14 protein-coding genes, 4 tRNA genes and 1 riboswitch are annotated in these 24,020 nt (G+C 58.9%); of the genes, 3 read left to right on the plus strand and 15 right to left on the minus strand.

Annotation, left to right across the window (positions count from 1 at the left end; genetic code table 11):
* Positions 1-215: 215 nt before the first annotated feature.
* Entirely contained in the window at positions 216-734 is a 519-nt protein-coding gene (locus ACA061_RS19920) for a cell envelope protein SmpA (RefSeq protein WP_210554079.1), read from the plus strand.
* Positions 735-753: 19 nt separating this feature from the next.
* Here ACA061_RS19920 and ACA061_RS19925 read toward each other — a convergent pair.
* The 8 genes from ACA061_RS19925 to ltaE all read right to left on the minus strand — a co-directional run bounded on the left by ACA061_RS19925 (position 754) and on the right by ltaE (position 6,867).
* Positions 754-830, minus strand: a tRNA-Arg gene (locus ACA061_RS19925).
* 72 nt (positions 831-902) lie between these two features.
* Positions 903-979 (minus strand) — tRNA-Arg (locus tag ACA061_RS19930).
* 71 nt (positions 980-1,050) lie between these two features.
* A tRNA-Arg gene (locus ACA061_RS19935) sits at positions 1,051-1,127 on the minus strand.
* Positions 1,128-1,234: 107 nt separating this feature from the next.
* A tRNA-Ser gene (locus ACA061_RS19940) sits at positions 1,235-1,325 on the minus strand.
* A gap of 62 nt (positions 1,326-1,387) precedes the next feature.
* A complete protein-coding gene (gene csrA / locus ACA061_RS19945; RefSeq protein ID WP_002554426.1) occupies positions 1,388-1,576 on the minus strand; it encodes a carbon storage regulator CsrA in 189 nt (62 codons plus the stop codon).
* A 187-nt stretch (positions 1,577-1,763) separates the two neighbouring features.
* Positions 1,764-3,005, minus strand: a complete 1,242-nt coding sequence (locus tag ACA061_RS19950; RefSeq protein ID WP_042560536.1) for an aspartate kinase — start codon at positions 3,003-3,005, stop codon at positions 1,764-1,766.
* Positions 3,006-3,097: 92 nt separating this feature from the next.
* On the minus strand, positions 3,098-5,716 hold the full coding sequence (gene alaS, locus ACA061_RS19955) for an alanine--tRNA ligase (RefSeq protein ID WP_497299896.1): 2,619 nt from the start codon (positions 5,714-5,716) through the stop codon (positions 3,098-3,100).
* A 146-nt stretch (positions 5,717-5,862) separates the two neighbouring features.
* Positions 5,863-6,867, minus strand: coding sequence for a low-specificity L-threonine aldolase (gene ltaE, locus ACA061_RS19960; protein ID WP_210554081.1), 1,005 nt, complete (start codon positions 6,865-6,867; stop codon positions 5,863-5,865).
* Positions 6,868-7,065: 198 nt separating this feature from the next.
* Positions 7,066-7,238: riboswitch (FMN riboswitch) on the plus strand.
* Between the two features lie 103 nt (positions 7,239-7,341).
* Here ltaE and ACA061_RS19965 point away from each other — a divergent pair.
* Positions 7,342-7,851, plus strand: coding sequence for a 6,7-dimethyl-8-ribityllumazine synthase (locus ACA061_RS19965; protein ID WP_210700339.1), 510 nt, complete (start codon positions 7,342-7,344; stop codon positions 7,849-7,851).
* Between the two features lie 179 nt (positions 7,852-8,030).
* Here ACA061_RS19965 and astE read toward each other — a convergent pair whose 3' ends face one another.
* The 7 genes from astE to ACA061_RS20000 all read right to left on the minus strand — a co-directional run bounded on the left by astE (position 8,031) and on the right by ACA061_RS20000 (position 15,933).
* Positions 8,031-9,041 (minus strand): succinylglutamate desuccinylase, encoded by a 1,011-nt coding sequence (gene astE / locus ACA061_RS19970; RefSeq protein ID WP_210700338.1) that lies wholly within the window; start codon positions 9,039-9,041, stop codon positions 8,031-8,033.
* A 12-nt stretch (positions 9,042-9,053) separates the two neighbouring features.
* The gene (locus ACA061_RS19975; protein ID WP_150604280.1) at positions 9,054-9,344 is read right to left on the minus strand and encodes a topoisomerase II; all 291 of its coding nucleotides are present in this window, start codon (positions 9,342-9,344) and stop codon (positions 9,054-9,056) included.
* Positions 9,345-9,401: 57 nt separating this feature from the next.
* Positions 9,402-10,748: an N-succinylarginine dihydrolase gene (gene astB / locus ACA061_RS19980; RefSeq protein WP_497299897.1), complete on the minus strand. Its 1,347-nt coding sequence runs from the start codon at positions 10,746-10,748 to the stop codon at positions 9,402-9,404.
* A 163-nt stretch (positions 10,749-10,911) separates the two neighbouring features.
* Positions 10,912-12,381, minus strand: coding sequence for a succinylglutamate-semialdehyde dehydrogenase (gene astD / locus ACA061_RS19985; protein WP_210700457.1), 1,470 nt, complete (start codon positions 12,379-12,381; stop codon positions 10,912-10,914).
* Positions 12,378-13,403 (minus strand): arginine N-succinyltransferase, encoded by a 1,026-nt coding sequence (gene astA, locus ACA061_RS19990; protein WP_150604283.1) that lies wholly within the window; start codon positions 13,401-13,403, stop codon positions 12,378-12,380. Before astA ends, astD begins: the two co-directional genes overlap by 4 nt.
* 52 nt (positions 13,404-13,455) lie before the next feature.
* On the minus strand, positions 13,456-14,475 hold the full coding sequence (aruF, locus tag ACA061_RS19995) for an arginine/ornithine succinyltransferase subunit alpha (protein WP_042560545.1): 1,020 nt from the start codon (positions 14,473-14,475) through the stop codon (positions 13,456-13,458).
* Positions 14,476-14,712: 237 nt separating this feature from the next.
* Entirely contained in the window at positions 14,713-15,933 is a 1,221-nt protein-coding gene (locus ACA061_RS20000) for an aspartate aminotransferase family protein (protein WP_150604284.1), read from the minus strand.
* Between the two features lie 514 nt (positions 15,934-16,447).
* Here ACA061_RS20000 and ACA061_RS20005 point away from each other — a divergent pair.
* Positions 16,448-24,010, plus strand: coding sequence for a dermonecrotic toxin domain-containing protein (locus ACA061_RS20005; protein ID WP_497301971.1), 7,563 nt, complete (start codon positions 16,448-16,450; stop codon positions 24,008-24,010).
* Positions 24,011-24,020: the final 10 nt, after the last annotated feature.

Consider the following 24,020-nt stretch of genomic DNA (forward strand, 5'->3'; position numbering starts at 1 on the left):
TTTCCATAAGCCCCGGCGGGGCTGACGGGCGCAATGATACACCGCCTGACGGTTTAACACGTTAAAAAATCGTGGCTGAAACAAGCGCTTGCGAGACAAACCTGAGCGCCATCCTGATCCATGTAAGTGCGACGACTCATCCTGAAAAGAAAACACACCAGCGCAGAAGATTGCAGCGACTACCCTTGAACCAAGATCGTCATGGAGGACATCGAATGCCATCGAAACCATCCCGCTTTTTACTCGCAAGCCTTCTCTGCCTGCCGCCTGCCGGGGCTGCAACCAGCCTTCATCGTTGCGAAGCAACCGACGGAAGTATCACGTTCACGTCGATGAGCTGCGCGAACGGTGAAAAACTTTCCGTACAGGAAGTTCACCCCTACCTCCCCGGATCGGTCGTGGCAATCATGCCGGAGCACAACCACGAAGAAATATCCGGTATGAAAAACACAGGCCGCGAACCGGGCATCGTTGGTCGTACACAAGACAAATGCGGAAATCTGATCGACGCCAGACAACGCCGCGAAGCGATCATCAATCGACGCGTGATTGCCGGCATGAGTCAGCAGGATGTAGAAAGCGCGCTCGGCAAACCGGACAAGGTGAATATTCGGACATCGACGACAAGCTATCGGTACGACCTCAAACGAGGCCGAAGTGCTCAAGTCGATTTTGATGAGAGAGGATGCGTGAAGGCGAAAGCCAAATCCCGGACAGCAAAAAGCCCGCGTTAAACGCGGGCTTTTCGTTATATGGTGCACTCGACAGGATTCGAACCTGTGACCGCTCGGTTCGTAGCCGAGTACTCTATCCAGCTGAGCTACGAGTGCATTTTGTGTTTTTAGACCAGACCACAACTGGCTGCAACCGAGTTACTTACATTGCTGCAACTAACTCTTAAATGGTGCACTCGACAGGATTCGAACCTGTGACCGCTCGGTTCGTAGCCGAGTACTCTATCCAGCTGAGCTACGAGTGCATTTGTGTTTTTTAGACCAGATCACACCTGGTTGAAGCAAGTCACTTACATTGCTGTAACTGACTCTTAAATGGTGCACTCGACAGGATTCGAACCTGTGACCGCTCGGTTCGTAGCCGAGTACTCTATCCAGCTGAGCTACGAGTGCATTTGTTGCGCCGCATTATAGCCCGTCTAATCTCTATTCCAACCACTTTTTCTAGTAATTTCAACAACTTACCGAAAAAGCCAGATTACGACGTACTAAGCAAATAATGGCGGAGAACGGGGGATTCGAACCCCCGACACCCTTTTGAGGTGTACTCCCTTAGCAGGGGAGCGCCTTCGGCCACTCGGCCAGCTCTCCGCAACACGGGGCGTATATTAACCAGCTTCTTCCCCGTTTGCAAACATAAAAATCGATAAAAATTAATGGCTTGGTTCTTCGTCCTTCTCTTTCTTTATACGCAGGTAAATTTCTTCACGGTGCACGGCAACCTCTTTCGGGGCGTTGACGCCGATACGCACTTGATTTCCTTTAACGCCGAGCACGGTCACGGTGATTTCGCCATCACCGATAATCAGGCTTTCTGCGCACCGACGAGTCAGAATCAGCATACCTTTCTCCTTACGCAATTCAGTTCAGGGACAACAGTCTGCAAAAAAAAGGCACCCGACCTACAACCAGAGCGATCGTAGCCCTACATGCCTGAGTATTGACCAGCGCGAGCAAAAGAACAGATCAGGGCTCGCGCCATTCAAAAAATAAAGGGCGCGGTCAGACCGCGCCCTTCAAGAAGCGGAATTACTCGCCCTGACGGGCCGGAGCATCCAGTTCGAAAGCCGTGTGCAGGGCGCGCACGGCCAGTTCCAGGTACTTCTCTTCAATGACCACGGAAACCTTGATTTCCGACGTCGAGATCATCTGGATGTTGATGCTTTCTTTGGCCAGCGATTCGAACATGCGGCTGGCCACACCTGCGTGGGAACGCATGCCGACACCGACGATCGAGACCTTGGCAATCTTGATGTCGCCAACCACTTCACGGGCACCGATCTCGCGAGCGGTGTTTTCCAGCACGGTCTGTGCGGCCTGGAAGTCATTGCGGTGCACGGTGAAGGTGAAGTCGGTGGTGTTATCGTGCGCAACGTTCTGCACGATCATGTCGACTTCGATGTTCGCGGCACTGATCGGACCAAGAATCTTGAACGCCACACCCGGGGTGTCTGGCACGCCACGGATGGTCAGCTTGGCTTCATCGCGATTGAAAGCGATGCCGGAAATGATCGGCTGTTCCATGGTTTCCTCTTCATCAATAGTAATGAGGGTGCCCGGACCCTCTTTGAAGCTGTGCAGTACGCGCAGCGGTACGTTGTACTTGCCGGCGAATTCCACCGCACGGATCTGCAACACCTTGGAACCGAGGCTGGCCATTTCCAGCATTTCTTCGAAGGTGATCTTGTCCAGACGCTGAGCCACCGGCACCACACGCGGGTCGGTGGTGTAGACACCATCGACATCGGTGTAGATCTGGCATTCATCAGCTTTCAGCGCTGCAGCCAATGCCACACCGGTAGTGTCCGAACCGCCACGACCCAGCGTGGTGATATTGCCGTGCTCGTCGACACCCTGGAATCCGGCGACAACAACAACGCGGCCTGCCTTCAGATCACCGCGAATCTTCTGGTCATCAATCTGCAAGATACGCGCTTTATTGTGTGCGCTGTCCGTCAGGATCCGCACCTGATTACCGGTGTACGACACCGCCGGCACACCGCGCTTGATCAGCGCCATGGCCAACAGGGCAATCGTCACCTGCTCACCGGTGGAAACAATCACGTCCAGCTCACGCGGAACCGGTTGACCGTCACCACTGATTTGCTTGGCCAGATCGATCAGACGGTTGGTTTCGCCGCTCATTGCAGACAGCACGACCACCAGGTCATCGCCGGCATCGCGGAATTTCTTAACCTTGTCGGCGACCTGCTCGATTCTCTCGACAGTGCCGACCGAGGTGCCTCCAAATTTCTGTACGATCAAAGCCATTTCAAAGCCGCCTCTGCCCATGAAGGGCGCCCAAATAATCAACTCAAACAGCCGTCGGGCCCGCCACTAGACTGCGGGGCCGACGGACTGTCTTATAAAGCTTGCTCGACGAATGGAACGGTCAGCGCCAGTGCGCCATCCAGCGCGCCGGCGTCGATACCGCCGCCCTGCGCCATGTCCGGACGACCACCGCCCTTCCCGCCCACTGCCGCAGCAGCCTGTTTCATCAAATCACCGGCTTTGAGTTGGCCAGTCAGGTCTTTGGTTACGCCTGCAACCAGAACGACCTTTTCCTCATGGACACTGCCGAGCAGGATCACTGCGCGGCCGAGTTTGTTTTTCAGCTGATCGACCAGCGCCAGCAGCGCCTTGGCGTCCTGACCGTCGAGACGCACGGCCAATACCTTCACGCCTTTGACATCCAGTGCCGAAGCCGACAGATCGTCGCCTGCAGCGCTGGCAGCCTTGGCCTGCAACTGCTCGAGTTGCTTCTCCAGCAGACGGTTGCGCTCCAGCACAGCCGACAGCTTGTCGATCAGGTTGTCACGGCTGCCCTTGACCAGGCTGGCCGCTTCCTTGAGTTGTTCTTCTGCAGCGTTCAAGTAGGCCAGTGCGGCTGCACCGGTAACTGCCTCGATACGACGCACGCCCGATGCCACACCGCCTTCGCTGATGATTTTCAGCAGGCCGATGTCGCCGGTACGGTTGGCGTGGATACCGCCACACAGCTCGACGGAGAAAGAGCCACCCATGCTCAGCACGCGCACGTTGTCGCCGTATTTCTCGCCGAACAGCGCCATCGCGCCTTTGTTCTTGGCAGTTTCGATGTCGGTTTCTTCGGTTTCAACCGCGGAGTTCTTGCGAATCTCGGCGTTGACGATGTCTTCCAGTGCTTTTATTTGCTCAGGCTTGATCGCTTCAAAGTGGCTGAAGTCGAAGCGCAGGCGCTGACTGTCGACCAACGAGCCCTTCTGTTGAACGTGTTCGCCCAGCACCTGACGCAATGCGGCGTGCAACAAGTGCGTCGCCGAGTGGTTCAGCGCAGTAGCGTGACGCACTTCGGCATCAACGTGGGTTTCAACCGGCGCGCCGATGGTCAGGCTGCCCGACGCCAACACGCCGTGGTGGAGGAACGCGCCGCCAGTCTTGGTGGTGTCGCGCACATCGAAACGTGCGTTGCCGGCCTGAAGGAAACCGCAGTCGCCGATCTGGCCACCGGATTCGGCGTAGAAAGGGGTCTGGTTGAGAACGATCACGCCCTCTTCGCCTTCACTCAGTACGTCGACCGATTGGCCTTCTTTATAGATAGCAACGATTTTGGCCGAACCGCTGGTCTCGGCGTAGCCGGTGAACTCGGTGGCCACGTCAACTTTAACCAACGTGTTGTAGTCCAGACCGAACGAGCTGGCCGAACGCGCACGAACACGCTGAGCTTCCATTTCACGCTCGAAACCGGCTTCGTCGACGGTCAGGCTGCGCTCGCGGGCGATGTCCGCGGTCAGGTCCATCGGGAAACCGTAGGTGTCGTAGAGTTTGAACACCACGTCGCCCGGCACCACGGTGCCTTTGAGTTCCAGCAGATCCTGTTCGAGAATCTTCAGGCCGTGTTCCAGGGTCTTGGAGAACTGCTCTTCTTCGGCCTTGAGCACGCGCTCGATGTTGCTCTGCTGCTTCTTCAGTTCCGGGAACGCATCGCCCATCTCGGCAACCAGTGCCGCGACGATCTTGTAGAAGAAGCTGCCGGTGGCGCCCAGCTTGTTGCCGTGACGGCAGGCGCGACGGATGATCCGGCGCAGCACGTAGCCGCGACCTTCGTTGGATGGTGTTACGCCGTCGGCGATCAGGAAACCGCACGAACGAATGTGGTCGGACACAACCTTGAGCGAAGACTGATCGCCGTTTTCGCAGCCGATCGCTTCAGCCGAAGCCTTGAGCAGGTTTTTGAACAGGTCAATGTCATAGTTGGAATTGACGTGCTGCATTACCGCACTGATCCGCTCCAGGCCCATGCCGGTATCGACCGACGGCGCTGGCAACGGATGCAACACGCCATCGGCGGTGCGGTTGAACTGCATGAACACGTTGTTCCAGATCTCGATGTAACGGTCGCCGTCTTCTTCCGGCGAACCCGGTGGGCCGCCCCAGATGTGGTCGCCGTGATCGTAGAAAATCTCGGTGCAAGGGCCGCACGGGCCGGTATCACCCATGGTCCAGAAGTTGTCGGACGCGTAAGGCGCGCCCTTGTTGTCGCCGATGCGGATCATGCGCTCGACCGGCACACCGATTTGCTGGGTCCAGATGTCATACGCTTCGTCGTCCGAGGCGTACACGGTGACCCAGAGTTTTTCCTTCGGCAGTTGCAGCACGCCGGTCAGGAAGGTCCACGCGTAAGTGATCGCGTCTTTCTTGAAATAGTCACCGAAGCTGAAGTTGCCGAGCATTTCGAAGAACGTGTGGTGACGAGCGGTATAACCGACGTTTTCCAGGTCACTGTTCTTGCCACCGGCACGCACGCACTTCTGGCTGCTGGTTGCACGGGTGTACGCACGTTTTTCCTGGCCCAGGAAGCAGTCCTTGAACTGGTTCATCCCCGCGTTAGTGAACAGCAGGGTTGGGTCGTTGCCCGGAATCAAAGAGCTGGAGGCTACACGGGTGTGGCCTTGCTCTTCGAAGAAGCGAAGGAAGGCTTCACGGATTTCTGCGCTTTTCATTAGGTTCTTCCACGGAGGCTGCGGCCAAAGGCCTGTTCGAAACGTCAACAGACGAAGCGACGGCAAAGGGCCGCATTATATCGGCCCTGCGCGCGGGGTACAGCGTGTTTATACGATAGAAACGGTCAATTGGACGGGTAACGCTGTCACTTGCGCGAAAACTCGACGAATGCCGCGATAACTTGTTCGATTTGCGAGCGATTGACGTCCATGTGCGTGACCATGCGCAGACGTGCGGCGGCGCTCAATTTGATCCCGCGCTCGGCGGCAAACGCCTTGATGGCCTCGGCCTTGTCGCCTGCCTGCACATAAACCATGTTGGTCTGCACGGGTTCGACGCTGAAGCCGGCACCACGCAAGCCTTCGGCGAGAAATTGCGCGTTGGCGTGGTCATCGGCCAAACGCTCGACGTTGTGATCCAGCGCATACAGCCCCGCCGCCGCCAGCAATCCGGCCTGACGCATACCGCCGCCGACCATTTTGCGCAGGCGCCGAGCCTTGCCGATCAACGCGACCGAACCGCACAACACCGAACCCACCGGCGCGCCAAGGCCTTTGGACAGGCACACCGACACCGAGTCGAAGTGCTGGGTGATTTCCCGGGCATCAACGCCCAATTTGACCGCCGCGTTATACAAACGCGCGCCGTCCAGGTGCAGTTGCAGACCGTTGTCCTGGGTGAATTTGCGCGCGCGGACCAGATATTCCAGCGGCAACACTTTCCCTTGCATGGTGTTTTCCAGCGCCAGCAACCGGGTCCGGGCGAAGTGGAAGTCATCGGGTTTGATTGCCGCCGCGACCTGCGCAAAATCCAGCGAGCCGTCAGCCTGAACTTCCAGCGGCTGCGGCTGAATCGAACCGAGCACTGCCGCGCCACCGCCCTCGTACTTATAGGTGTGCGCCTGTTGGCCGACGATGTATTCGTCACCGCGCTCGCAATGCGCCATCAAGCCCAGCAAGTTGCTCATGGTGCCCGTCGGCACAAACAACGCGGCAGCGAATCCCAGCCGTTTTGCCAGTTCCGCTTCCAGACGATTGACCGTCGGATCTTCGCCATAGACGTCGTCACCGGTGTCTGCCGCGGTCATCGCGTCGAGCATGGCGGGAGTCGGTTGGGTGACGGTGTCGCTGCGAAGATCGATAACACTCATGAACCTGGCCTCAAGTCAGCAGGGGAAATCCCTTTGCGAGGGTGAATTACTGCGGTCATCGCGGCGATTAATCAACCCTTGGCGCAGGAAAACACCACACGAGCGTTCAAAAAACTCGATAACAATCATCAGATAGGCGCAATGCACGGATACACAATCTGTGTTAAAAACGCTGCGTCGCCCAAAAAGGGGCGGCAAAAACGTTCTCAGGGCGGGGTGCAATTCCCCACCGGCGGTAATTGCGCGCAACGCGCATAGCCCGCGAGCGCTTGGCGACGAACACGGCTTTGGCCGGTGATCGACGGCAAGGTCAGCAGACCCGGTGTGATCCCGGGGCCGACGGTCATAGTCCGGATGAAGAGAGAACGGGATTAACGCCAGAGGGCCGTCCGCGTGCATTCGTGCAAGCGTGCGTACCCTTGAATCCCTTTCGATTCATAACGCCCTGTTTTTCACACAAACAGGAGTCAGAACATGCAACCCACCGCTATCGACAGCAAAAGCAAACACCCTCACGGCGAGCGCGTCGCGTTCATCCAGGCCTGCTGGCACAAGGAAATCGTTGATCAGAGCCGTAAAGGCTTTATCACCGAAATGCTTGCTCAGGGGTATCAGGAATCGGACATCGACTTCTTCGAAGTCGGCGGTGCCTTTGAAATGCCCCTGCACGCCAAGCTGCTGGCCAAAACCGGTCGTTACGCCGGTATCGTTGCAGCAGCCCTGGTGGTGGACGGCGGGATCTACCGTCACGAGTTCGTCGCCCAGTCGGTCGTCAGCGGCCTGATGCAGGTTCAGCTGGAAACCGAAGTGCCAGTGTTCTCGGTATCACTCACCCCGCACCACTTCCATGCCGGCGAAGAACACCAGAAGTTCTTCTTCGAGCACTTTGTGCACAAGGGTCAGGAAGCGGCGAAGACGTGTGCGGATACACTGATGAAGGTGCGTGCGCTGCGCCGCAGTGAGCCGCGTGCGGTAGCGGTCTAAACCACTAATGATCGTTCCCATGCATCGCCCGGGAATGCCTCAATAGACATTCTGCGTACCGATTCGCGGGGAACGATCATCACCTGTAGGAGCTGCCGAAGGCTGCGATCTTTTGATCTTGTCTTTTAAGATCAAAAGATCGCAGCCTTCGGCAGCTCCTACGGGGGAATGTGCTGAATTCAGGCGAGGTTTTCGTCGGTAGTCGGGACGATCAGGATGCCCGCTCGCAAGCCGTTCTTGACCTTGGGATTGGGGAAGATGATCCGGGCGCCCGGCTCTTCGATGATCCAGCGGGTATTGGCCAGGTCTTCGGCCAGCACGTAACCCATTTCCAACTCTGAAAAGTTTTCGATGTCCTGCGGCAGGTTCAAGCGGAACGCATCGCTGTGCTTGATGATTTCCCGCGCCACGCTGAACAGCTGCAGACCGTCCAGCCCTTCTGCGGCAACCTCCGGCTCAGTCCCTTCGATGATCTGCTTCAGACGGGTTTCCAGCAGCGAAACATTGACCCCATCGTTCTGCCCGAACGGTCGCGCCTTGCCCAACTCCAGCGTGAAGGCCTCGGCGCCGAGCTTGTCGTAGGTATACGAGCTGAACACGATCGACGGTTTGTTCTGCAACAGCACCGCTTCCATGCCGGCAGCGCGCAGCCGCGCCAGTTCCAGCCGCGAATGCTGGCGACCTTCCTTCCATGGATACAAGGCGAACTGCTCGATCTTCGAGCCGCGAATCGCTGTGTGCAGGTCGTAGTGCAAACGCTGGCGATCCGGCTGGCTGAAGAACACCGCCGCCAATCGTTCCAGCTCACAGGCACGCAGCGCTTCGCTGCCACTGCTTTGTTCATGACGGCCGTTGAACAGCCGATTGACGTCCTGCTCGATAAAACGCTCGCCTTTGCGAATCGCCTCCGGGTTGCCGAACAGGAACAGAATGCGTGCGCGCGGCTTCAGATCACCGCGAGCGATGTCGTGCAGCAACCGATCAAGCAACTCGATCGGCGCTGTTTCGTTGCCATGGATGCCTGCCGACAGCAGCAGGTCCAGGCCATTGTCGCGAGCTTCGGGAGGCCGGACTTCCAGCGCGCCCTCGCTCAACCAGCGCATGCGCACGCCTTCGACAGTCAGTTGAGTCTTCTCCGCCGGTTCGCGGCCGGCGAGGGTCAGTTCAAGCAGTTTGCCGAGGGCGAGCATAGAGCGGTTTCCTTAGTGGTCGTGGTTGCAATCCGGGCCGTGCACGTGATCTTCGTCGTCGCCGACTTCGGCCGGTTCCATTTCCAGTTGCAGACTTACCAGATTAGTCGCCAATGGGCGCAACAGCAGGTTGGCGTACTCGGCATCACCTTCTTCGACGTCTACGCCGATCAACAGCTGGCCGCGGCCGTCCTGCTGGATCCACAGCTCTTTGCCTTGCCACAGGACCGCGACGCGGGTGCAGGAAGTTTCCAGTTGCGTGCCGTCGGTGTCTTCAAGGATCAGCTGCAGGGAATCGCTCATGTTTTTACTCTCTTGGGGAGACAAGCCGCGCGCCGCGTTCAGGCGACGCGCCGGCCATCAATTGATCTGGAATGGATAAACCGCGCCCAGTTTAAGGATTTGCGTCAGTTCATCCAGTGCCGTCCGGCATTCAAGCAGCAACTGCGGGTCCGCCAGATCGGTTTCGCTCAGGCGGTCGCGGTAGTGCTTTTCAACCCATTCGGTTAACGAACCGTACAACGGGGCCGTCATGATAACCCCTGGGTTGACTGCCGCCAGTTCGGTTTCGTTGAGCGCGACGCGCAGTCGCAGGCACGCCGGACCACCGCCGTTCTGCATGCTCTGCTTGAGGTCGAATACCTTCACTTCGCGGATCAGGCCGCCGGAGCTGGTCAGGCCTTGCAGGTAGTTCCACACGCGCTCGTTGGCCTGGCACTCTTGCGGCACGATCAACAGCATCGAGCCATCAGGACGTGACAGCAGCTGACTGTTGAACAGGTACGAACGCACTGCGTCATCCACGGTGACCGCCGAACGCGGCACACAGATCGACTGGAAATTGCCACCGACCCTGGCGAGTTTGCCTTGCAGCTCGGCCAGCATCTGCTCGGTGTCGAGAAACGCGTCCTCGTGATAGAACAGCGCCTCGCCGTTACCCACGGCAATCACGTCGTTATGGAAGACGCCCTGATCGATCACGCTCGGATTCTGCTGGGCGTACACCACGCCTTCGTCACGCAGACCGTGCAGACGCGCAACAGCTTGCGACGCTTCCAGAGTCTGGCGCGCCGGGTACTTCTGCGGCGCCGGATAGCGGTTGTCGAAGGCACTGCGACCGAACACGAAAAACTCGACACCTGCCTCACCGTATTCACGGCAGAAACGCGTGTGGTTGGCTGCGCCTTCGTCACCGAACTGCGCCACTGCCGGCAGCGCCGCGTGATGGGCGAAGTGTTGCTGATTGGCGAACATCGCGCCGAGTACGCGGCTGGTGGTCGGGTGCTCGATGCTGCGGTGGTACTTGCAGTTGAGGTTGGCGGCGGTGAAATGCACGCGACCGTCAGCGGTGTCGGCGCTCGGGCTGACGGTAGCGGCGTTGGCCACCCACATGCTCGATGCCGAGCAACTGGCAACCAGCAGCGGCATCGCTTCTTTGGCGGCACGCTCGATCACTTGAGCGTCGGTGCCGCTGAAACCCAGACGGCGCAGTGCGGCCACGTCCGGACGTTCCTGCGGTGCCAGTACGCCTTGCTGAAAGCCCATTTCCATCAGCGCTTTCATTTTCGCCAGGCCTTGCAGCGCCGCTTCCTTCGGGTTCGAGGATTGCTGGCTGTTGCTCTGGGACGCGACGTTGCCGTAGGACAGACCGCCGTAGTTATGGGTCGGCCCCACTAGACCGTCAAAATTGACTTCATAGGATTTCATCAGCGAGGCTCCACGAGAATCTGTTGTTATAGGCATCGAGTAACAATTCTTTGAGACCGAGGTGAGGCCATCGCTGGCAAGCCAGCTCCCACAGGGTTAGCGGTGTTCACAGATTTTGTGTACGACGCATTCCATGTGGGAGCTGGCTTGCCAGCGATGGGCATCACGCCATCTTCACGCCAGGCGTCAACGTCGCAGGCATCACCAGGCTCGGCGTTTCCAGCGACGCCACCGGGTACGCGCAATAATCTGCTGCGTAGTAGGCGCTGGCGCGATGGTTGCCAGAGGCCCCCACACCGCCGAACGGTGCGCTGCTCGCAGCGCCCGTCAGTTGCTTGTTCCAGTTGACGATACCGGCGCGGCTTTGCAGCCAGAATTGCTGGTAGCGATCTTCAGAATCCGACAACAAACCCGCCGCCAAACCGTAAGCGGTGTCGTTGGCCTCGCTGATCGCCGCTTCGAAATCCGCGTAACGGATCACTTGCAGCAGCGGGCCGAACAGTTCTTCGTCCGGGCGCTCGGCGACCGCGGTCACATCAACAATACCCGGCGTCAGCAGTGCGGCTTGCGCTTGCGGCTGAGTCATTGCCAGCAACGACACAGCACCGCTGGCCAGCAAATGTTCTTGAGCATCCATCAGCGCTTTCGCAGCGCCCAAGGAAATCACCGAACCCATGAACGGCGCTGGTTGCTGATCGAATGCACCGACTTCAATGGTCGCGCTCACTTCAACCAGACGCTTGAGCAGGCTGTCGCCCCACGCGCCTTGCGGCACCAGCAGACGACGGGCGCAGGTGCAGCGCTGGCCGGCAGAAATGAACGCCGACTGAATGATCGTGTAAACCGCCGCATCCAGATCAGCAACCTGATCGACTACCAGTGGATTGTTGCCACCCATTTCCAGAGCAAGAATCTTGTCCGGACGACCGGCGAACTGCTGGTGCAGATGATTGCCGGTACGGCTCGAACCGGTGAAGAACAGACCGTCGATACCAGCATTCGCGGCCAGCGCGATGCCGGTTTCGCGAGCGCCTTGCAGCAGGTTCAACACGCCTGCGGGCAGACCGGCTTCGATCCAGCACTTGACCGTCAGCTCGGCGACTTTCGGCGTCAGCTCGCTTGGCTTGAACAGCACGCTGTTACCGGCCAGCAGCGCCGGCACAATGTGACCGTTCGGCAAGTGACCGGGGAAGTTGTAGGGGCCGAACACCGCCACCACGCCATGCGGCTTGTGGCGTAATACAGCGGTGGCGTCGCCCAATGGGCCGCTCTTCTCGCCTGTGCGTTCGCGGTAGCTCTGCACCGAGATCGCGATCTTGTTGACCATGCTGGTGACTTCGGTCGCGGCTTCCCACAACGGTTTGCCGGTTTCCTCACCGATGGTACGAGCCAGTTCGTCAGCGTGGTTTTTCAGCGCTGCGGCGAACGCTTCAAGAACGCTGATGCGCTCTTCCAGCGTACGACGCGCCCACTCCGGAAACGCCTGACGTGCAGCCTGCACCGCCGACTCAACCTGAGCGGCGGTAGCGCCCTCCCCCGACCACAGCACTTGCTGGGTCACCGGGTTCAGCGATTGAAAGGCTTCGCCTTGGCCGGCCAGCCATTCACCTGCGATGTATAGCGAATTCATTATTTCGACTCCCGAGCAGCGGACAACGCCACGGCGCGAACCTGGTCGCCTGCGTTGAGTTGAAGACGTTTGGCAGTCTGCGAATCGACCACCAGCGTGCCGGCAGCCAGACGGGCCGGCGCGGCGGTGATGCGGCAATCTTCGCGTTTGCGGTTATGGATGATGAACGGCGTAGCGTCATCGCCCGGCGTACCAATGGCCAGCACCAGCGCTTCGCTGTCACGCACCGCGCGGATCTTGCTGGTCTCGCATTCAATCCCCGGGCCCGCGTCGAAGATGTCGACGTAACCCTGATAGCTGAAACCTTCGCTCTTGAGCATCGCCAGCGCCGGTTCGGTGTCCGGGTGAACCTGACCGATCACACTGCGCGCGTCTTCCGACAGGAAGCAGGTGTACAGCGGGAATTTCGGCATCAGTTCAGCAATGAACGCCTTGTTGCCGACACCGGTGAGGTAATCGGCCTGGCTGAATTCCATCTTGAAGAAGTGACGCCCCAGGCTTTCCCAGAACGGCGAACGGCCAGCTTCATCGGACACGCCGCGCATCTCGGCGATGATCTTGTTGCCGAACAGTTCCGGGAACTCGGCGATGAACAGCATCCGCGCCTTGGACAGCATGCGACCGTTGAGGCCGTTGCGGTAATCGGCGTGCAGGAACAGCGAGCACAGCTCGGAGTTGCCGGTCAGGTCGTTGGCCAGGAACAGCGTCGGAATCTCGCGATAGATGTTCAGCTCTTGCGAAGCGCTGACGGTCAGGCCGACACGGAAGTTGTACCAGGGCTCACGCAGACCGACCGCGCCGGCAATGGCAGAAATCCCCACCACGCGACCGTCATCGTCTTCGAGCACGAACAGGTAGTCCGCATCGCCACGGCCGGCTTCGCCGCGAAAGGTCTTCTCGGCCCAGCCAACCCGGTGGGTCAGGCGTTCTTCGTTGGCCGGCAACGTGGTCAGGCCGGTGCCGGTGCTGCGGGCCAGGTCGATCAGCGCGGATAAATCGCTGCTGCGTACGGGACGAACAATCATGCTATCTCCTCAAACGGGCCGCCTTCGGCCACCCGTAAAACTCGCTAAGGCGTTAAACCGCCACCAGGCGCACGCTGGCACCTTCACCGACGCCCAGGGCTTCGGCCGCTTCCAGATCCAGGGTCACCGGTTTGCCCGGCGCGTAATCCAGCTCGAGCAACACGGCGCGGTAATCCTGCAACTGCGCGTTGGCCACAAGATACTGGCGTCCGGCACCTTTGACCGGCTCGCCGATCTTCACTGGCACGACGCGGCTCTGGGCGATCGAACGGATCCCCGAAACGCGCGCATGCAGGGTCGGGCCACCGTCGAAAATATCGATGTAGTGATCGGTCTCGAAGCCTTCGCGCATCAGGATGTCGAAGGTGATCTGCGCACGCGGGTGCACCTGCCCCATCGCCTCTTGGGCGGAATCCGGCAGCAGCGGCACGTAGATCGGGTAATGCGGCATCAGCTCGGCGAGGAACGTCCGGCTCTTCAGGCCACACAGGCGTTCAGCCGCAGCGTAGTTGAGGTCGAAGAAGTTGCGACCGATGGCATCCCAGAACGGCGAGTCGCCATTCTCGTCGCTGTAACCGACGATCTCGGTCACCACCGAATCAGCAAAACGCTCCGGGTGGCTGGCAACAAACAACAGACGGCCACGGGAGTTGAGCTCGGACCACGGCGACCCCACCAACTCGCGCTGCACATAGAAACTGGTCAGCAAGCTATTGCCGGTCAGGTCGTGGCACTGCGAGAGCACGTGGATCTTGTTGTGGATCTTCAGTTCGCGGGAAGCGTGGACGAAGGTCTCGTTGCGGAAGCTGTAGAACGGTTCCGAGTAACCGGCCGAAGCAACGATGGCCGAGCAACCGACCAGTTTGCCGGTGGCGGTATCTTCGAGAACGAAGAAGTAACTCTCTTCACCGTTGAAGCTCACTTCGGCAGAGAACGAGGCTTCGCTCGCAGCGATCTTGTCGCTCAGACGTTCCACGTCATCCGGCAAGGAAGTGACACCAATCGGGCTGTCCGCAGCCAGACGCTGTACCTCGCCCAGATCAGCCATTTGCGCGGGGCGCATCACCAGCATGGTGTCACTCCTTTCTCTTATAAATTCACAGAAAAAACACCGGACGTTGCAGGAGTGAGCCGTTGTGGTGAGGGGATTTATCCCCGATGGGGCGCGCAGCCCCCCCAAAAAGGCTGGGTCTGCTGCGCAGCCCATCGGGGATAAATCCCCTCACCACAGGTTCAATCCAACATTGATTTGGACCGGTATTAAAAAATTTTGATCGACGCCTGAAATGTTCAGGCGCCGAAGGATCTATCAGGCTTGCGTCAGTTTTGCTGCAGCACGTTCGAAGCGGTCGAGACCGGCATCGATATCGGCGTCTTCCACCACCAGGCTCGGGGCGAAACGGATCACGTCCGGGCCGGCTTGCAGAATCATCAGGCCTTCTTGTTCAGCGGCGTTGAAGATGTCCTTGGCCTTGCCTTTCCAGGCATCGCTCAGCACGCAACCGATCAGCAGACCGAGGCCACGCACCTGAGTGAACAGGCCGTACTTCTCGCCGATCTGCTCCAGGCGTGCCTTGAACTTGTCGTGCTTGGCATTCACACCGCTCAACACCTCAGGGGTGTTGATCACGTCGATCACCGCTTCTGCCACCGCGCACGCCAGCGGGTTGCCGCCGTATGTGGTGCCGTGGGTGCCGACGACCAGATGTTTGGCCAGCGCTTCGGTGGTGAGCATGGCTGCGATCGGGAAACCACCGCCCAGGCTCTTGGCGCTGGTCAGGATGTCCGGGGTCACGCCGTAATGCTGGTAGGCGAACAGCTTGCCGCTGCGGCCCATGCCGGTTTGCACTTCGTCGAACACCAGCAGCGCGTTATTCGCGTCGCACAGTTCACGGGCGCCTTGCAGGTAAGCCAGCTCGGCCGGCAACACGCCGCCCTCGCCCTGAATCGGTTCCAGCACAACCGCGCAGGTCTTGTCGGAAACGGCGGCTTTCAGCGCAGCCAGATCGTTGTAAGGAACGTGGGTGATACCGGTTATTTTCGGGCCGAAACCGTCGGAGTACTTCGACTGGCCACCGACGTTAACGGTGAACAGGGTACGGCCGTGGAAGCTGTTCAGCGCGGCAATGATTTCGTATTTCTCGCTGCCAAAACGGTCGAATGCAACACGACGGGCCAGCTTGAACGCGGCCTCGTTGGCTTCAGCGCCGGAGTTGCAGAAGAACACGCGCTCGGCGAACGTGGCGTCGATCAGCTTGTGCGCCAGGCGCAGGGCTGGTTCGTTGGTGAACACGTTGGAAACGTGCCACAGCTTGTTCGCTTGCTCGGTCAAGGCACCGACCAGCGCCGGATGCGCATGGCCCAATACGTTGACGGCGATACCGCCGGCGAAGTCGATCAGCTCGCGGCCGGCCTGGTCCCAGACACGGGAACCGGCGCCACGCACCGGAATGAAAGCGGCAGGCGCGTAGTTGGGAACCATAACCTGGTCGAAATCGGCGCGTTGTACCGCAGCGTGCTCAACGGACATCGGAGTCTCCTGATGAGGGCCACCCGCCGGAAACTGGCGAGCGATGGGGGGATTGTAAGGACAGTTATCGGCCCGGCCTTGCCGCCAGGCGACAACTTCTTATAGCGCCAACCCCGGATTTTTCCGGGTTTACGGCAATGCGACAAATAACGTCGCAAAGGCGCAGTTTAAACTGCCTCCGCCGATTTGCGGCAGGCCCGGGAGGATATCAATTCAACCCGGTGCCACAGATATATATATGTACCGCACCGCCATCGCATGATTCTGATTTGCTGGGGCCTTTCCAGACGCCAAGGAATGGCCCCCCATGCACCCAGTCACAGAACGGCGAACCGCGCATCCTCTCGAATCGCCCCAACGCGAACACCCCGATAACCATTATCTGCCGCTCAAAGCCGCCATCCCCGATTGGCTCGGCAATGCGTCTGCCGCCAAGCGCGAGGCCTTCGGGCGCCAGGCCCCCTTCCTGCCGCCCAAACTGCAAACGGCCACGGACGACAAGCATCGGGCTCTCATGACCTTGAACGCTGCGCACTGGACCGCGCAAAACGATGTCGAGAAACGCCTGGAGCAGCTGCAGGATGCCAGCGCCTTCGCCGAACCGTTGCTGGGGGCAGCGCTGAAAGAGAAATTCGACCTGGAGCTGAACCTCAGGACAACCTTCGTGCGGCTTTACATTCCCGCGAAAACCCCATGGTTTGCGATCAAGACTGGTGCCCGCGCCTGGACGGTCTCGTTACTTGAGGCGGCGTTGCACAACTTCGAGGAAGCGGAAACCGAAGACACCGCCTATGACCCCGAGTCGACCTTCATCACCCAACCCGATGCCAGAGGACAGTTCGATACCTTGCCGTCGCTTAACGCCAAGCTGAGCATCGCGGCGTTTACCAAGCTGTGCCGGGAGCTGGATATAGGCGCCAAATACCAGACCTATCTGCGCGAGAGTTTCGGTAACACCAATCCCGTCGGCGCCGCAGTGCTGCGACTGAAAATCGACCAGAGCCAGAAAGCCGCGATGAAAGCTGCCCTGCAATGGGCGCGAATGAGCGGTGACATCAGCGAGGACTACTTCCTCGAGATCGGCGGCCTGCTCGAAGAAACGCCGGGCACACAACCTGATCGGCAAGGACTGAAATGCTACGACATGACGATGCTGGAAATGCCCCTGACCGGCATTGTCGTTTTTGCTCCCGACCTGCTGGAATCACGGACGTCGGCACGACTGGTCGCCTATGTGCCGGATGACACCGAGCACCCGATCAAGGAGTATGCCTCGACCATAGAGATGCTCATCGAGCTCACCCGTCAACTGCGTTCCCGTGATTATCAAAAATTCTTCAGCCGGTTCGTCAACCTTGAGCAGCACGGTATTTTTTTCGCCACGCTTAACAGTCGACTGAGCGAGGTAAAGTGGCACGCACCGGTGGCCGGCAGCAGTGAACCACCATGGCGAGATTCCCCACGCGAACGGCCCAAACTGCAACTGTCCGTTACGCCGATCAACGCACCACTGTGGCAACACCTCTACCAGAGCAAGCTGAACAAGATCCTCAATGATGCCGCGGCCATGGCCGTGCCGACCGCCTTGGTCGACCAGAAAGCACGCTGGGCGTTCTGGGATTCGGTCGTCAATATTGTCTCGACGATCCTGCAGACCGTCGCGTTCATCGTCGCGCCGTTTGTACCCGGCCTAGGCGAGCTGATGATGGCCTACATGGCGTATCAAATGCTCGACGAAGTGTTCGAGGGCATCCTTGCCTGGGCGCAAGGGCGAACCACCGAAGCGTTCACCTACCTGATGGGCACACTCGAATCACTGATTCAGCTGGGCACATTTGCCATCGGCGGGGCGATTGGCGCAGCCGAGTTTCGCAACATCCTGCCCAAGGAAATCGTCGAATTCATCGACCGCTTCAAGCCTGTCGAAATGCCCAGCGGCAAGACCAAATACTGGGAACCGGACCTGACCCGGTACGAGCACACAGCCTCGCCCGCCGCAAATTCCGCACCGAATGAACTGGGCTTGCACGCACACGAGGGCCGTCACCTGCTGCCCCTTGATGACGCGCATTTTGCAGTCAGCGAAACAGCCGATGCCGGTGAATACCGGATTGCCCATCCTACCCGGCCTGAAGCCTATCAACCCAGGGTGCGCCATAACGGCGAAGGTGCCTGGCACAGCGAAATCGAACAGCCGCAGGAGTGGGACAGGCCGACAGCCCTGCGGCGGATCGGCCACTCGGTCGAATCATTTTCTGCGGCGCAGCGTGAAACGATCCTGCAGGTCAGCGGCCTCGACGAAGAAGTCCTGCGCACCATGCACGTCGATCAGGAAACGATCCCCCCGCTGCTGTCGGACAGCATCCAGCGCTTCAAGATTGATCAGGACCTGCAACGCTTTTCCGATGATTTACACAGCGAATTGCCCGAGGCGTATTTGCGCGCTGATCGTGTTCTGCAGCTGCAACTGTTGACCGAACATGGACGTTGGCCGAAGGGCCAGCGCTTACGCCTGCTCGACCCCGAAGGCGAACTCGTCTGGCAGTCGTCCAGTGATGAGAGCCTGCCGCTGACAACCATTCGCCAAGACAGCCTCAAGGACGGCGACCTGCTCAAGACCCTGCTCTCCGTCCTCGACGAACAGCAAGTCAAGGATTTGCTCGGTGAGTCGTTCGCCAGCCCGACACTGGCGCTGGATGTTCGCAGCCAGAAGCTGAGAAAACAGCTGGCACAGATCGCCACACAGCAGCGAACTTCAATTTTCGAATCCCGCTACGACGCCCTTCAGCGCAATGACGATCCGCTGGCTAACCTGCTCGCACATCATGACTCAGGCTTACCCGCCAGCGTCACCCGCGAACTGCTCGACACCGCGACCGGAGACGAGCTTGTGCAAATCAGCGAGGGGCAGTTGCCCCCGCGCCAACAGGCGCTCATGCAACTGGCCAATCAAGAGCTGCGTGTCACCCGCGCCTTTGAAGGGCTGGAACTGGACTCGGTGAACAATCCGGATGCTGACACCTTGGCGCTGCACAGTCTCAAACGAGTTCCCGGCTGGAGTGGCGACGTGCGGCTGGAGATTCGTGACGGGCATTACAAAGGACGATTGCTCGACAGCACAGGAAACGGGGATGCGTCCTTTCAGAAGGTTCTGGTGCGGCAAACCGACGGGACGTACCAGCCTTTCGACGATCAAGGTCAGGAGCTGCACTCGGCCACTGATTTTTATTCGAGCATTCTGTACGCCCTGCCCGACAGCGAGCGGCAAAACCTGAACATTCAGATTGGCCAGGGCGACAGGCTCAAAGCGACAATCCGCGAGCGACCGATGGAACGAAGCGAGCTGCGTCTGGCGATTTTCCCGGAGCCGATCCCGGAACCGCCCCTGGACACGTTGCGCCTTTTGGGGCGTGACGGTCAGCGTGGAGCCATGGGCGTTTTAGGGGATTATCCGTCTTATGAGCCGACTGGCATCGCGGCTGATGTGGCAAGGGTGCGGGCAATATATCCGGCCTTTACCGCCGAAGAAGCGCGGGCATTCGCAGCCCGGTTCCAGCATGAACCGGCAGGCCTGAGCAACGAACTGGCGCGTTTGCGAGCGCAATTCAATCAACTCAGGGATGGCTTGCGACTCTGGAGAGACGCATTGTTGAATGAGATTCCGGCTACCGATCCACCGCTGACATACATCCAGCAGCGGGCCCTGCTGCAGAACCGCGCCCTGTTCAAAAAAGCCGTCGAGCGTTGCTGGCGCCGGGAAGGAAGCGCCGGCGGCTACATGTTGCAGATTACAGAACCGCTGATCGGCGAACTGCCCACACTGGATGCCGACTTCAGCCATGTCACCCTGCTTTCCCTCCAAGGCAGCCCAGGCACTCTCGGCGTTGACCGATTTTTGCAGAATTTCCCCTCCCTGCGCTCCCTGGACTTGCATGATCTGAACATGCCCCAACTGCCACAATCCTTGAGTGCCATGCCACAGCTACAACATCTGACGTTGCGCAATTGCGGCATAAGCCTCTCTGGTGCAGACGCCCCCCGCTTCCCCGCCATGTCACACCTTGCGGTGCTCGACCTGCAAGGCAACCCATTGGGCATGGCGCCGGACATTCAGGATTTGCCTTCATTGCACTTCCTTAACCTCGACAACACCGACATCAGCGCAGCGCCGTCCGGTCTTGTCAGCCATCCGAGTCTTTTTGCCGGTAAATTTGACGGCAACCAGATCACGGAAATACCCCTGGAACTGCTGTCGTCATCCGACCCGGTCACCGGGGAATTCAGCTTTGCCGGCAACCCGCTCTCGGCCGTAAGCCGGGAGGCAGTGAAGACCGTCTACAACCGGACACGGCAAAACTTCGGGGTGATGATCGAGCAAGCTGACCTCCAGCGCATGACGGAGCTCTTTCCCGCTCTGACCGAAGATCAAGCCAACCATCTGCTCTATGAGTTACCAGGCTCCCTGGCTGAGGGGCGAACCCGACTGAGCGAATGGCAAGCCGAAGTCACAGTGCTGCGCGGCGAGCTCGCGCAATGGAAAAACCGGATTCCCGATCGCTCTCCCGGCAGCGACCGCACGTTGAGTTTCAACGAGCAGGTAAGCGAACTGCTGGCGCGGGAGGAGTTTGCCGAAAAAATGGAAAGCTTCTGGCGCAGCCGGTTGCCTGGCAATTTCAACGCCAGAAACAATCATCTGGTAGCAAACCTTGAGTTCATGGGGGACATGCCGGTGCTCAGCGCGGATTTCGGTCATGTCACCCGCCTAACGCTCAACGGCAACAAAAACATCACGGCGATCTCACCATTCCTGCAGCGGTTCCCCAATCTGAGCGTTCTTGAACTGCGCTCCTTCGATCTGGAACCGAATGACCTGCCCAGCCTCGACCTGTCAGGCCTCACCACGCTGGAGCTGAAAAATTGCGACCTCGTACTGACGCCTGAGAATGAGGCGGCACTGCTCACCATGAACCAGATCGAGGTGCTCGATTTGAGCGGCAATCCCATAGGTTACCTGTTCGATCTGAAACTGCTGCCCACTCTCAAGACTCTGGATTTGTCCTCGACCTACATCAGCCAGGTGCCGCCAGGATTTCTCGACCTTCCAGAACTGCACAAGGCGACGCTGCGCGACAACTTGATCACTGAGCTGCCAGAGGCGATGTTCGAGTTACCACAGGGCCGTACTCGCGGGTTCGACTTCGCCGCAAACCCACTGTCCATCGAATCGCGCAACCGGATAAAAACCTACGTCCGCGAGACCAGTCACGACTTTGAAGTACCGGCGGATCCATTCGACATAGAACTGGCCAGGCAACTGTTTCCAGCACTCGATGAGCAAGGCGCGAGCGATATGATTTACGGCCTGCCCGGTACCTTGGCGCAGGGCCGAAATCAGTTACGGCACTGGAGAGCAGAGCGCGAGACCTTGAGGTCGGAGCTCTCTGCGTGGACCACCCAGAGCTCGGCGACTCACCCGGTGACGGGCGTACAGCGCACACCCCTCGAGCTCTACGATGACTACCGGGCACGATCGGAATTTCGCGAGCAGGTGCTGCGATTATGGGAAAGCCGATCGGACACCGGCATGCGCAACGATATCTTCGAAGCGAATCTGGGTTTCTCAGGCGACATGCCAAATCTGACGGCCGACTTCAGTCACGTGCTTACGCTTGATTTAACCGGCAACGCGACCATCAAAGACCTCGGCGGATTCCTTGACCTGTTTCCTCATGCGCAAATTTTGAAGATGCGCGATTTCGCACTGGGTCGCGTGCCTGACAGCCTCTCACGATTGCCGGAACTCAAAGAGTTGACTTTGAACAACTGCAGCGTGGCAATGACAGCCGGCAGTCAGAGCGTGCTTGAATCCTTTGGCGAACTTCAACTGCTTGACCTGCGCTTCAACTCGCTGGGCACGGCGCCCGATCTGGAAACGCTGCCGTATCTCAACGACGTTCGCTTATCCGACACCGGGATTTCCAGCGTGCCAAGCGGCGTCGCTGATCATCCCAATCTGCGCACCCTCAAGCTTGATGGCAACCAGATTGTCGATGTGCCTGATACTTTCCTTGAGGCTTACTTTGATATTGGCAAGGGCACCGATCTCTCACGCAATCCGTTGTCGGCGGCCAGTCGCCAGCGAATCAAGGACAACTACCGCGACGCCAACCATTTCAACGTGCTGCCCGAGGCGGCAGACATCGCCAAAGCCCAGGAAATGTTTCGGGCGCTGAGCACCGAAGGTGCCGTCCACATGATCTACTCACTGCCCGGCACTCTCGAGGCTGGCCGCGCGCAGTTGCTGCACTGGGAAGCGGAACTGGCAACCCTGAAGCGAGACCTGCGCTTGTGGACCGGGAACGTACCGAGGCGCAATCCGTCCACCGGGAGTTTGTACAGTACTCAGGCAAGAGATCTACAACGGGCACTCAGAAAGGATCTGGGCACAAAACTGAAACGCCTATGGCGCAGCCGATTTGTCGACCCGACCGACCTGCCGCCAGGCCTATTGGAAACGCGACTCGACTTTGTCGGCGACCTGCCGAGCTTGACGGCTGATTTCAGTCACATCACCCAACTGAAACTGCTGGGCAATCCCTCGCTCAAGATGTCCGATGGATTTCTGCGCAGCTTCAGTGGACTGAACAGATTGAAGCTGCATAACTTTGCCTTGGGGCGAATACCTCAGGCCTTAAGGCGTATGCCCACGCTCGTATCGCTAAAGCTGCGCAACTGCGGCATCACTTTCGATGCCGATGGGCAGGCTGCGCTGTCTTCACTGTCGCGACTCAGGACTTTGGTTCTGCACAACAATCCATTGGTCGATGTGCCAGACGTCTCGGCGCTGACGGAAATGATGTTCCTGGATCTCTCCAAAACCTTGATCGACCGAATACCACCGGGACTCACCAGCCTGCCCAATCTGGAGGAAGCATTGCTCAATGAGAACAACATCAGCGAACTGCCCGATGAACTGTTCAACTTCCCCGAAGACGTCGGCTGGAGTATCGACTTGCATGACAACCCGGTCTCTGCGGCTACGCGGGAGCGGATCAAAACCTGCTACCAAACCAATGGCTACGCATTCAACGTGCCGGTCGAAGCCATGGACAGGGAACTGGCCCTTGCGCTTTACCCAAGGTTGACCGACGGCCAAATCAGCGGGCTCGTCTACAGCCTGCCCGGCACGCTGGCCGATGGCCGTATCGAACTGATGCGTCGCAACACTGAACTCGCCACCCTGACTCAAGAGCTTGAGTCCTGGGTCAACGAGACACCGCTGGATCCGTCCAGCCACAGTCCACTGACGGGGGACGCCCTGCGACAGGAACAAGTCAACCGACAGTCTCTCAAGCAAAACCTGGAAAACTGCTGGCGCCGTATCGCGGAGCAGGGGCAGGACGAATTTGACTTCACGTTAGAGGTGCCTTTGACGAGTGATCTGCCCACACCGACGGCAGACTTTGCGCATGTACGCACCATCATCATGGCGAACGGCTCTGGGGTGCCGTCGCGCATCGGCCAGTTCCTGAATCTCTTCCCTGACGCGGAAAAACTGGCAATTCAAGGTTATCAACTCAACGACATTCCAGCCGCCGTACTGTCCATGGAAAAACTGACAGCACTGAGCCTTCGGGACTGCAATATCACACTGACCCCGGCCAGCGTCGAGGCGCTGGCCACGAAAAGCAATCTCAACGCGCTGATTCTAAGAAACAACCCGCTTGGCCTCACTCCCGATGTTGGCAGGCTGGAGAAGTTGTACTGGCTGGATCTGAGCAACACGGGCATCAGCGAGTTGCCACCAACACTCCCCGTGCAGCGGCTGGAGTACGTCAACTTCTCCAACAATGCCATTGTCGAGATACCCGAAAACTTCTGGGACGCCAGCACCACCGAGTTCGATTTCAGCGGCAACCCGCTATCTGCGCAAAGTGCGCAACGCGTGGAAAGTTATCGACTCAGAAGAAGTGTCGCACTGGCAGAGCGTGCTCCGCCGCCATCCGGATCGTCATCCGCCTCCGCGGAAACGGATGGGTCGACGATGTCGATCGACTCCTCGCAGCCCTCGGCATGATTGAGGCTGA

The sequence above is a fragment of the Pseudomonas sp. LBUM1668 genome, assembly GCF_059695715.1.